This is a genomic window from Pseudomonas sp. JZ114 (assembly GCF_051027705.1).
GTDB lineage: Bacteria > Pseudomonadota > Gammaproteobacteria > Pseudomonadales > Pseudomonadaceae > Chryseomonas > Chryseomonas luteola.
This window is the reverse complement of sequence record NZ_CP069257.1, coordinates 856,986-868,251: the sequence shown is the minus strand read 5'-3', so window position 1 is coordinate 868,251 and position 11,266 is coordinate 856,986. Positions and strand designations below refer to the sequence as shown.

At 54.5% G+C, this 11,266-nt stretch carries 11 protein-coding genes and 1 pseudogene; 7 read left to right on the top strand and 5 right to left on the bottom strand.

Going from position 1 to position 11,266, the window contains the following annotated elements; genetic code table 11:
* Positions 1-140 precede the first annotated feature (140 nt).
* A complete protein-coding gene (locus tag JQR90_RS23400) occupies positions 141-1,976 on the bottom strand; it encodes an NAD(P)/FAD-dependent oxidoreductase (RefSeq protein WP_010798793.1) in 1,836 nt (611 codons plus the stop codon).
* Positions 1,977-2,067: 91 nt separating this feature from the next.
* The gene (locus tag JQR90_RS23395) at positions 2,068-2,244 is read right to left on the bottom strand and encodes a hypothetical protein (RefSeq protein WP_010798792.1); all 177 of its coding nucleotides are present in this window, start codon (positions 2,242-2,244) and stop codon (positions 2,068-2,070) included.
* 255 nt (positions 2,245-2,499) lie between these two features.
* Here JQR90_RS23395 and JQR90_RS23390 point away from each other — a divergent pair, with 255 nt between their 5' ends.
* Entirely contained in the window at positions 2,500-4,377 is a 1,878-nt protein-coding gene (locus tag JQR90_RS23390) for a sigma-54-dependent Fis family transcriptional regulator (protein ID WP_010798791.1), read from the top strand.
* A 155-nt stretch (positions 4,378-4,532) separates the two neighbouring features.
* Here JQR90_RS23390 and JQR90_RS23385 read toward each other — a convergent pair whose 3' ends face one another.
* On the bottom strand, positions 4,533-4,967 hold the full coding sequence (locus tag JQR90_RS23385; RefSeq protein WP_010798790.1) for a hypothetical protein: 435 nt from the start codon (positions 4,965-4,967) through the stop codon (positions 4,533-4,535).
* A 278-nt stretch (positions 4,968-5,245) separates the two neighbouring features.
* Between JQR90_RS23385 and JQR90_RS23380 the strand changes: the two genes are divergently transcribed.
* Positions 5,246-7,204 (top strand): methyl-accepting chemotaxis protein, encoded by a 1,959-nt coding sequence (locus JQR90_RS23380; RefSeq protein ID WP_073450663.1) that lies wholly within the window; start codon positions 5,246-5,248, stop codon positions 7,202-7,204.
* Between the two features lie 211 nt (positions 7,205-7,415).
* Here JQR90_RS23380 and JQR90_RS23375 read toward each other — a convergent pair whose 3' ends face one another.
* Positions 7,416-7,646, bottom strand: a complete 231-nt coding sequence (locus JQR90_RS23375; RefSeq protein ID WP_434141116.1) for a hypothetical protein — start codon at positions 7,644-7,646, stop codon at positions 7,416-7,418.
* Between the two features lie 112 nt (positions 7,647-7,758).
* Here JQR90_RS23375 and JQR90_RS23370 point away from each other — a divergent pair, with 112 nt between their 5' ends.
* From JQR90_RS23370 to JQR90_RS23355, 4 genes are all read left to right on the top strand, one after another.
* Complete coding sequence (locus JQR90_RS23370) at positions 7,759-8,127, top strand: MerR family transcriptional regulator (protein ID WP_010798788.1); 369 nt, start codon at positions 7,759-7,761, stop codon at positions 8,125-8,127.
* A gap of 32 nt (positions 8,128-8,159) precedes the next feature.
* On the top strand, positions 8,160-8,570 hold the full coding sequence (locus JQR90_RS23365; protein WP_010798787.1) for a carboxymuconolactone decarboxylase family protein: 411 nt from the start codon (positions 8,160-8,162) through the stop codon (positions 8,568-8,570).
* Positions 8,571-8,689: 119 nt separating this feature from the next.
* Positions 8,690-8,836 carry a hypothetical protein gene (locus JQR90_RS23360; RefSeq protein WP_010798786.1) on the top strand — a complete coding sequence of 49 codons (147 nt, stop codon included), beginning with the start codon at positions 8,690-8,692 and terminating at the stop codon, positions 8,834-8,836.
* A gap of 491 nt (positions 8,837-9,327) precedes the next feature.
* Positions 9,328-9,471, top strand: coding sequence for a hypothetical protein (locus tag JQR90_RS23355; RefSeq protein WP_010798784.1), 144 nt, complete (start codon positions 9,328-9,330; stop codon positions 9,469-9,471).
* Between the two features lie 44 nt (positions 9,472-9,515).
* On the opposite strand, the gene JQR90_RS23350 is transcribed toward JQR90_RS23355, so the two are convergent.
* Positions 9,516-9,746 carry a hypothetical protein gene (locus JQR90_RS23350; protein WP_010798783.1) on the bottom strand — a complete coding sequence of 77 codons (231 nt, stop codon included), beginning with the start codon at positions 9,744-9,746 and terminating at the stop codon, positions 9,516-9,518.
* Between the two features lie 399 nt (positions 9,747-10,145).
* On the opposite strand from JQR90_RS23350, the pseudogene JQR90_RS23345 reads away from it, so the two are divergent.
* Positions 10,146-11,234: pseudogene (locus tag JQR90_RS23345) on the top strand (cache domain-containing protein); the annotation flags it as partial.
* Positions 11,235-11,266 lie beyond the last annotated feature (32 nt).

The following is an 11,266-nucleotide window of genomic DNA, read 5'->3' as shown; positions in this document are numbered from 1 at the left end:
GTCAAGAGCATGACAGGGACACCTGCATTGATCTGGATTTTCAAGCGCCTTACGGATATCCGGCGTATCGTGAGACGGTCTTGCACATCGCCTGGAGAAGGCATGCAAGACCGCAATGTTGAACGATTGGCGCAAGCCGATCAGCCCTTGTGGTAGCTTGGCGCAAGTTTGTAGACCGAGGTATTCAGCCCCTCGAAGCGTGCCTTGAGTTGGAGAGCCAAATACAGAGAATAATGTCGGGACTGATGGAGATTGCCCCCATGGAACCAGAGGTTGTCTTGCTGGGTAGGCTTCCACATATTACGCAGCTCTCCCTCGTATGGGCCTGGGTCCTTGGTGGTACCTGACCCAAGCCCCCAGCATCGGCCTACTTTGTCAGCCACTTCCTGTGAGATCAGCTTGGCGGCCCATCCATTCATCGAGCCGTAGCCGGTGGCATAGACGATAAGATCAGCCGGTAATCGGCTACCATCGGTCAGGACTACGGCGTCTGGCTCGATATGATCGACGCCCAGTCCTTTCCCGCTCTTGAGCTTGATAGTGCCATTGGCGATGAGCTCCGACGCCCCAACATCAATGTAATAGCCTGAGCCGCGGCGAACATATTTGAGGAAGAGGCCGGACTCATCGTCCCCGAAGTCCAACATGAAACCGGCTGCGCTTAACCGCTCATAGAAGTCCCTGTCTCGTTCCTTAACACGGTCGAAGGCCTTGCGATGAAATTCAGGCAGCACACGGTAGGGCAGGGAAGCGAACAGCATGTCGGCCTTGTCTGCCGTAATTCCCTGCTCAAGAGCATCTTCGGAGTAGAGGGGGCCGAAGACGATTTCCATCAACGAATCGGAGCGTACGATATGGGTGCTGGAGCGCTGCACCATGGTGACGTCCGCACCGTTTTCCACAAGATCGGCGCAAATGTCGTGGGCCGAGTTGTTGGCTCCGATAACGACTGCCCGTTTGCCACGCCAGGCATCGCCTCCTGGGTGTTGGCTAGAATGATACTGCTGCCCGGCAAACGTCTCAGCGCCGGGGTAAACGGGAACATTGGGTACACCCGACATACCGGTTGCGAGAATCAGCTGGGTAGGTTTAAGCGTAATCGGTTTGCCGTCACGTACCACCTCTACGGTCCATTGCCGCGCAGTCTCGTCATAAGAGGCTTTGACGCATTCGGTCTTTGCCCAGTAATTGAGCTCCATGACTTTGGAATACATCTCCAGCCAGTCGCCGATCTGATCTTTGGGCGTAAAGACGGGCCAGTGATCAGGAAAAGGCAGGTAGGGCATGTGGTCGTACCAGACGGGATCATGCAGGCAAAGCGACTTGTAGCGACCACGCCATTGATCACCCGGTCGTTCAGCCTTGTCAACGATCAAGGTAGGAACGCCAAGGCGCTTGAGCCGTGCGGCAAGCCCCAGACCGCCTTGCCCACCTCCGATGATCAGGCAATAGGGTTGTTCGGTGATACCCAGTGCCGCCTCCTCGTCACGGCGTTTTTCCAGCCAGTTGCGCTTGTCGGTATGACCATGTCCATGCGTTGCACCCATGGGGCGACGCCGCCCGGAAGGCTCCTCGAACCCTTTGAGTTCACGCATGGTGGTGAGGAGTGTCCAGCACAGCCCGTCTTTGAGTCGCACATAACCTTTACCACGGGCAACGTCTGTTTCCAGACGGATCCAGCCTTCGAGTACACCGTCGGTTAGAGTCGCCTCGCCCTCCAGTGTCCAGTGATCAGGTTGGGTCTGTTCGAGGCGCTCCTCAAGCATTTCACGAATCGCGTTTTTGCCCTCCAGCGTAATCAGGTTCCAGCTGAACAGCACCAGATCACGCCAGTGGCAGTCATCGGCAAACAGCTCAAGTGTGCCATCGATGTCTCGTGCAGCAAGGCGGTTGCCGAAGCGCTCTACCCAATTGGAGAGCTGGGCTGTCGGGGATTGCGCTTGAGATGCGGCTGTAGGATCAACATGAATATTCATAGGTGTCTCCTCCCGGACTAATTGTTGTTGTGCGCAGCCCGCCCCGGGTCGGCAAGTCCGCGTCGGCTCAAACAGGTCTGTCGTGACGGGGTTAGTTAGGCCGTGCAACGGGCAAGAGGGTCAGGGCTTCCCGGTACCAGGCACGCTGGCGTAGGAGGGATTGTTCGGCGGGCGTAGCGTGCTGCTCCCTTGAATCGATAATGGATGGCCTTGGCGTACCGTATGGCAGGGCGCAAACGTTCCTGGTGCAGAAAAAGGCGTAACGCATGAATGGACTCTCCTGATCGTTGTTGTTGTGCAGGGGAATACATAGGAGAGTGGAGCAAGGATAGGGCCAGGTTTGGAAAACGCTTACCTGCTGTGGTGTTGCCGATACGGTTGTAGCTATCCCAGGCCAGCCCGCGTATCGATCATGGCCTAAGGGGGTGACATTTTGTACCGCTTCTGGCCTACCAGCCTTGGAGGCTTGAATGACCTACACTAGACATTGCACCTTGCCGCCTGCATAGGGAGAACAACAAGAATGTCCCAAAGGCCTCATACTTCAATACCTCCTTTTTCAAAAGCACCACCCAGCTTGCCTTCAGGCTCTACAGACCCGGTTGTCGTACGCTCCTGGCAGCGCTGCCTTGAGCACTACCAGCTGGATCCTGCCAGTCCCCAGGCACCTTGCGTCATAGAGCAGCCGCGCCTGGTTGATCACCGAGAGCCGCTGTGTAACCTCCTTGGCTTGGCCCGTGGGCAGATGAACACCCTTTACCAGCAGCTGGGCGGGGCAGGACACACGATCTTGTTGACCGATGCCCAGGGCGTGGTGATTGAAAGCGTCTTCCATGAGGCAGAGCAAGTTCTGCTCGAGCGTGCTGGCCTGTGGCTTGGTGCGGTATGGAACGAAGATATCGAGGGGACCAACGGGGTGGGTACCTGTCTGGTTGAGCGCCAACCCATCACGATTTTTCGGGAGGAACACTTTCGCAGTCGCCATACGGGTTTGACTTGCTCGGCGATGCCCGTCTTTGATCCGGCCGGAAATCTCCAGGCGGTACTCAATGTTTCTACGGTTCGCGAGCAGCAATCGCGGCAGAGCCAGTTTCATACGATGGCGCTCACGACACTTTCGGCAAAACTGATCGAAAATGGCTTTTTCCTGCAGCATTGTAAGCAGGACTACCTGCTGCGCTTCCATACCCAGCCCGAGTTTCTCGGTCTGCTTAGCGAGGGGCTCCTGGCATTCGATGGAGGGGGCCGGATTACCGCAGTTAACGAGCCGGCCCTGAACCTACTGGCCTCCCGCCGTGAGGCGTTACTGGGTCAGTCGCTGGAGGGCGTGCTTGACATCAGACTCGATGAACTCCTGGCCTATGCGCAGCCACAACCCAGTACCTATTGGTCGATATGCACTTTGGGCGGCGTGCTGCTTCATGCTCAGGTACGGGGCATACAGCTGCGTACGGTTGTAACGCCTCCGCCGGTTCGCCGCGCAAAGATCGAGGGGCTATGTCTCGCCGATCATGCACTACATGCGGCGTTCGATCGGGCGCTCAAGGTGTTGGAGCATGATGTGCCGGTTCTTCTCTATGGGGAGACCGGGACTGGCAAGGAGGCTTTCGCTACTGCGCTGCACCGTGCCAGTTCACGTGCAGGCAAGCCATTTATCGCACTCAACTGTGCGGCCATTCCCGAGGCGCTGATCGAGAGCGAGCTGTTTGGTTATTGCGGCGGAACATTTACCGGTGCACGTAAAGAGGGCATGGCAGGCAAGCTCCAGCATGCCAATGGCGGCGTCCTGTTCCTTGATGAAATTGGCGATATGCCGCTTGCCCTTCAAACCCGGCTGCTGCGTGTTCTAGAGGAGCGTCATGTCGTTCCGTTGGGAAGTACCGTACCACAGCCGCTTGATATTCGCCTGATCAGTGCCAGCCATCGAGACCTCAAGGCGCTGGTGGCGGCGGGTCAGTTTCGGGAAGATCTCTATTACCGCCTGACTGGCCTGCAAGTCACCCTGACGCCTTTGCGAGAACGAAGCGACAAGGCTGAGCTGATCGATCATCTGCTCCGAGAAGAGGCTCGTGGCAAAGAAATTCGAGTGGAATCGGCAGCCAGGCAGGCGCTACTGGCGCAGCCATGGCCCGGCAATATTCGTCAGCTGAGAAACCTGTTGAGAACGCTTGTAGCCTTGAGCGAAGGATGCTGGATCGGGCTCAGGGATGTGGCAGCCGTGCTGCCGCTGGAGACACCTGCAGAAAATGCATGTAACCCTTTGGGGACAGCGGAGCGTGATGCCCTGGTTGCAGCCTTGCAGGCTGAGCACTGGCATCGGGGGCATGTGGCTGAGCGGCTCGGTATCAGTCGCAATACGTTGTACCGCAAGCTCCGTAAACACGGGCTAATCAACCGCTAATTAAGGTGGCATCTCTCACATCAACCGGAAGGCACCAGGCCGATTAATGGCTACATTAAACGGCTCAGCATTCCAGATTCGCCGTGTCCCGATTGTGATGATCGGGGCACGCTTGAGAGTTGGCTTTCTCGTCTATACGACCTTTACGAGGTTATCTACTGACAAGCGGCCTGCCCAAGCTCTACCAGCTCTCCACCTTGCCTCATTTTTGTTGCATCCACCACTCTGACAAGCTTTGCGGGCGTACCGTACTGTTTGGCACTCAGGCAAACGGATTCGGCCAGCCGGAACTGCAAGGTATGATCATCGACAACACTTACCTGGAGCAGGGACGGTGTAACCCAGCGGGCTTCCTTGATAGGGCTTTTCTTGTTTGAGACCAGGGCATGAATCAGTTGCTGCTGCCGCTGAGCGGCATCAGTATTTCCCGCTTGAGCCTCGCGCGGAGTTGAAGCGGCACGAAGCCCGAGATAACCCAGGGCAGCGCCCACAATCATGAGCAGCAACAGTACTTTCCTGGCTTTCGACATCGTCGGCGGTTTACTCCAGGGAAACAGGTCAGTTATCTCGTCGGCGGCCATGCGGAGCATATCGTTTTACCCGATCATCAATACAAGCTCTTGCAGGACCATGGCGCACGAGCCAGACGGGCAAGCTAACTACCGATACAGAAGCCGAAAGTTATAGGGGTTGGACACATATCCTTTCTAAAGATTTTTTCTATCGGTCCGATAGAAAATGTGATGCCTTGCAAGGGCAGCCTTTGGCTGCGCTCATCCTGCTTAACGTGCAGCCATAAAAGCACGACGGTAGGTAATCGACTGAGCTTCGTACCATTGATATCGAAGCAGACTCTGAGGTGAACATCGTGCTCCGAAACATCCCGTTGGGTTTCAAGCTTCTGCTGATTCTCATATGCCCACTTCTCGGCTTCCTATGGCTCGCGACGGCAAAGGTGGTTGATAGCTACCAGACCTTGCAGGAGATGAATCGAACGGTGGAAGCAAGCACGGTTGCCCAGAAGGTAAGTCAGTTAATTACTGTGCTGCAGCGTGAGCGCGGCGCAAGCGGTGTTTATCTGGGCAGCAAGGGAAATGCAATGCGGGATATGCTGCCTCGCATGCGTCAGCAGACGGATGAAGCTATGGCGGCCTTGCGCGCGCTTTCTGGAAGTGCCAGAGAGATTCGCGACGCCATGGCTGGATTGGATGGTTTGAAAGCCACCCGTGACCAGATCGATACGTTGGGCATCACCAACCGTGAATCAGGCTCGCGGTTTACCAAAATCATTCAAACGCTGATTGGATTCACTCATTCACTGGAGCACAATGTGAATGAGCCATCGCTTGCCCGAGCGTTATCCTCGCTTAATGAATTCATCGAGATGAAGGAGCGGGCAGGTCGTGAGCGGGCCATGCTAGGTGTCGTGTTCAACCAGGATCGGTTCGATTCTGATTTGCTATCAGCTTTCAGCCGTAACCTGGGTGAGTTTTCCGCCTACTCCGAGGCCTTCAGACGTAACGCGTCTGAGGCGCTTGTGCGCAAGCTTGATGAAAAGATGCAGCAGCCCAGCGCGCTTGAGGTCGCACGTCTGCAGCGTCTGGCATTCGAGACGCCGATCGGTCAGTCACTGGGTGTGTCGGCCGAAGGATGGTTCAAAACCTCGACGAGCCGAATCGATCTGATGGGTGAAGTAGAGGAAGAGTTGGGACAGCAGGTGGGCGCCCTGGCAGCCAAGGCGCAGCATCATGCGTCAGCCGTTCTGTGGACAACGCTGGGTGTCGCAGTGCTTGCGCTGTTGGTCGTCTCGGTGCTGTCCTACCTGATCATTCGCAACATCAGCGTTGCCGTAAAAGCGGTGAACAATGCGCTGCTGGCACTTTCGCAACGCGATCTTACTGCGCGATCCGATTACAAGGGCAAGGACGAATTTGGCGAGATTACCCATAACCTCAATCGTATGGCTGACGAGTTGGGTCAGGTGATTCAAGAGATTGGTAACGCCACCACGCAAGTTGCGACGGCCGCGGAAGAGTCTTCAGCGGTCACACTTCAGACCAGCAAGAGCATTGAGCGCCAGCGCCAGGGTACTGAGCTTGTTGTCACTGCGATCAACCAGATGAGCGCGACCGTGCGGGAGGTGGCTCAGAGCACCAGCGATGCCGCCAGCATGTCACAAGAGGTCAACCAGAGCACAAGCCAGGGGCGACGTGAAGTGGAAAGCACGATCAGTGTCATACGAGAACTGTCTGCGCAGGCCGATCAGACCGCAGCCATCATCAGCGACCTGAAGCGAGAAAGCGACTCCATTTCCACGGTGCTTGATGTGATCCGCGGCATTGCGGACCAGACCAATTTACTGGCGCTCAATGCGGCCATCGAAGCGGCACGGGCCGGCGACCACGGTCGGGGCTTTGCGGTAGTGGCTTCCGAGGTACGTATGCTGGCCCAAAAGACACAAGAGTCTACTGGCAATATTCAGCAGATGATTGCAAACCTGCAGACAGGCTCTGATCGTGCTACTCAATCGATGCAGGAGACTGTAGGCAAGGCTCGCGCGGGCGCCTCCAACATCGAGCGGGCCGGTGATATGCTCACCAGGATTGCCGAGGGCGTAGCCAGTATTAACGATAGAAACCTGCAGATTGCTGCGGCTGCGGAAGAGCAAAGCGCCGTAGCGGAGGACATCAACCGCAACATCGTGGAGATCAACGATGTGGCTATCCAAGTCAGCGCAGGTGCCGAGCAGACTGCCGCAACCAGTCTAGAGCTGGCGCGTCTGGCTGAGCACCAGCAAAAGCTGGTAGGTCGGTTCAGGTTGGTGTAAACCGCACGTGTAATCGATTGACTCGTTTTGCTGAGCTACGCTTGGTTATCATTATCAGCCGATCCGGCTAGTGTTTGAGTCATCTGAACGTTTGTCAAAGACAGACGTTCAGGCTCAACAGGCGGGTATCAAAGACGTTACCTTTAAAAGACAATCAGCTGCCTGTCGGTTACTGTACCGGCAGTGCTCTTATGGCGACCTTGTTTATTTATCAGCCGGTGCCGCCTGAGAGGAGCCTGACTGCGCGGCACCGGATCTCTTGTTCCGATTGGGTATCTTTGGCTTTGTCCTTCTTATTGGCCTCGTGATGGCCAACCGCGCATCCTGCCGCCGCACCTGCACTGTCGTGATGTCCGGCAACATGGCCGGCAGCGCCTCCTACGACAGCTCCCGTGATCAGCTCAAGTGAATGGCCCCGCAAGTCCTTCGAGAAATAGGGCAGCCGCGTCTGTAGCAAGCGGTCTCCAGACGATTGCGGCACAACATGAAGAGGTGTCGGCGGGCGGAAAAAAGTGTTTGACTTAGAGCGCACTCTAACCTCTAGGATCCTCCCCATGGACTCGAATTTAACGATAGATGAAGTTGCCAAGCGTACTGGTCTGACGGCTCACACGTTGCGCTACTACGAGCGTATCGGGTTGATTGCGCCTGTTAGCCGAGCCCCTGGCGGCCAACGGCGTTACGCAGCATCAGACATGGCCTGGATCAGTTTTCTTCTAAGGCTGCGTACCACCCAGATGCCTATCGGAAAAATGCTGACCTTCGCAAAGTTGCGTGCTGTTGGAGACTCAACCGTATCTGAGCGCCGTCGCTTGCTGGAGGATCACCTGGCGGAGGTACTTGCCCAGATCGAGGCCATGAAAAAGTCTGCCGATGCCCTGCAAGCCAAGGTCGAGCACTACCAGGCGCTGGAGCATTCCTGACATAACCCTTAGCTACCATGGAGAGACGCCTGATGAACACTGCAACGCGCTATGAACGCGGACTTGAGAAATTAAAGGAAATCGATGGTGAGATAGGCGAGCGCGTCGTCGCCAGTCTTGCTGACATCGCTCCGGACTTTGCACGCTATCTAATCGAGTTTCCGTTTGGAGACATCTACTCTCGTCCCGGTCTTGACCTTAAAAGTCGAGAAATTGCAGTGGTGGCGGCGCTCACGGCTATGGGGAATGCAGCGCCTCAACTCAGAGTACATATCCAGGGCGCGCTGAATGTAGGTGTTTCGCGTGAAGAAGTCATTGAAACCATCATGCAGATGGCGGTCTATGCAGGCTTCCCAGCGGCATTGAACGGACTGTTCGCAGCCCGAGAGGTCTTTGCATCGTTAGATACTTTGGATCAACCAGTAGCGGAACCAGAGCATTAAGGCCGCCAAGCCTTGGGTATTCATAAAGACCGTTTGATTCAAAGCGTTTCACGGATTCAATGAAGCCCTACAGGTGCTGTCCAACGATAGGGTCATTTAGGACCTCACTCGAGGTGTATATGAATACTCAACCAATCGACACATGGCGGATGCAGGGCTCTGATCCATTAGGTCCGGGTGATGAAGTAGGTGCGAACGATGACGAGATGGCACCACTGGACCCTGACCAGGCACCTGACGAGGCCGATGAAGAAGGTGGCATCTGATAGAGGGTTACCTCAAGTCCTGCCAATGCAAGGCTTGAGGTATCAGATTAACGGTCGGATTGTTAATACAGTATTTGATGTGAATCCTGTCACAACATGATATTTCTGCGCAGCAGCAATCGCTGCTCCTGCAGAGGCATCATTATGGTCAGGTCAGGCGGTGGTTTCTTGGTAAGACAAGGAACCGCATTAGCGGTAGGTGCAGCTGTTCTTTTTCTTTTATTTGGCATTATGGGTTGGCTGCTGGAATACCTGTCCTTTGGCATGATGTGTATGCCTATAGCGCTGGGAATTGGGATTCTGACCTTTTTATGTTTAGCGACGATTACCTATAGCCTGCTGGACTGATCTGCGTAGATGAACGCTCGGTTTTATGCCGAGCTTTTATTGTTCAGCTAATTAGACGAGCGGAAACGGTGGTGCGAACACTTCTTGGTTTGACGACTCCAAGTTATAAGGCCGCTTTGGCCTTATAAGAAAGGAGATGCACCATGGCTACGTATGAGCACGCTCCACTAACAGCGCAAAGCCCTGATCCGCTTAAACCAGACGATACAGGTATTGGTGGCGATGTGGTTGATCCCGCTATGCCAGACGATACTTTGGATGATGACGATGTAAATCGTCCCTTGTAGTCGAATACTCGAATAGAAGCCCGGTTATATGACCGGGCTTTTTGCTAACAGCGATCAAGATCTTCCCACATCTTTTTCCAGTACGCGTCCGCTTCGCTGTGTCGTGATCTCAAGGCCGTTTCGAGCTGTTTCCGTTCTTCCGATTGATGAGGTGCTGCGCATTCGAGATATTGAGTGGCTGCTTCTTGTACCCGTTGCTCAAGTTGATTCCACTCTGTCACAGCTGCCGTCCACGACTTGCCCGTCAGTGCTTCATACTTTTCGTGCCCATCCATACGGTCGTCCTCAAAGAGATGCATGTTGATAGACACGGTTTTCAGGCTTCAATTTCAATCCGTCATGGTTAGATGCTATTTGCGCTGCGTAATTAGCGCTCTGCGGTAACCTTGGCGCCAAATATTTAAATGTACAGACTAAAACGATTTGGCTGAACTAGTGGGGTACTACTAAAAATATTGCAGAGCTATCTTTCTAATTATCGATACTGTCCTCGAGATAGCTTGGTTTTCTCATTGACCTCAAGGTTGCATTTGCACACGTTTAAAAACGTTGTTAGGCCTACAGCTATCAAGCTTCCAGCAGATAACTTTCATACCAATCGATTCTTTCATTACTCCTTTGCCCCACCTTGATTGGCAAATACCACCTATTGCTTTCGCTGGAGCAAGGCCGTTATGAATATCAAACAAAAACTTACCTGCGCATTTGCGGCCATTGCCTGTACACCTGTGCTTCTGATAGTGGTCGTTGTGGCTATGAACCTGCGCAGCCAGGCTCAGGACGACTTTATTGACAGCAGTAGTCGTGAAATTCGTCAGATCGACAATGCTATGCAACAATTTTTTGCCGGCATCAGCCAGAACGTTGAGTATCTCGCTAAGCTGCCCGCTGTGACAAATACAGAGCCACTCAAACGTTATATGCAGCCCAATGCTGATCAACTGCCAACACCCAGCAGCAACGCGGTAATGCTTGATCTTTTTACTCGATTTGCCACTACGCATCCCGCTACGGCCTATTTGTCAGTAGGGCAGGCTGATGGCGGCTATGCACTATGGCCGGACGATCCTAAGCTCAGCAATTACGATCCACGGGTACGACCCTGGTATAAGACCGCTATGGATAATCCGGGCAAAACGGTACGGACATCAGCGTATTACTGGGCACCTGACGATGTGGTGCTAATGGGAACCGTACGCACCATAGACGATGCTCAGGGCAGGCCAGTTGGCGTGCTTGGGCTGGATGTGTCGCTCAAGCAGCTGACCGACCTGGTTAAGCAGATCAAGTTGGGTCATAGCGGCTACCTTATGCTGATCGAAGACAATGGTAACGTACTGGTCGACCCCAGCCATGCAGAACATAACTTCAAGTCGCTAAAGGACTTAGGTAATGAATACGCTCGCTTGGCGAGCGCTACGAGCGGACTGCAGCAAGTTGAACTTGATGGTGTGCAGTACATGGCAAATGTCTGGTCTTCGCCAGACCTGGGCTGGCGCTTCATCGGGTTGATTCAGCGCGACGAAGTGATGGCTAGGACGTCAAGCCTTACTTGGCAGATCGCTTTGATCGCTACGGTTTTGGTTATTATCTTTGCTCTGGTGGGCGCCAGCTTCGCCGGTTTAATCGCAAAGCCAATCCGCAGCGTAGCCGATGGGCTGGAGGGCATTGCACAGGGTGAGGGTGATTTAAGCCGGAGTTTGACCGTTCGTGGCAAGGACGAAACAGCCCTGCTTGCGCGTTGGTTCAACCAGTTCCTGGACACAATCCGTCAGCTTGTGCAGCGCGTCAGCAG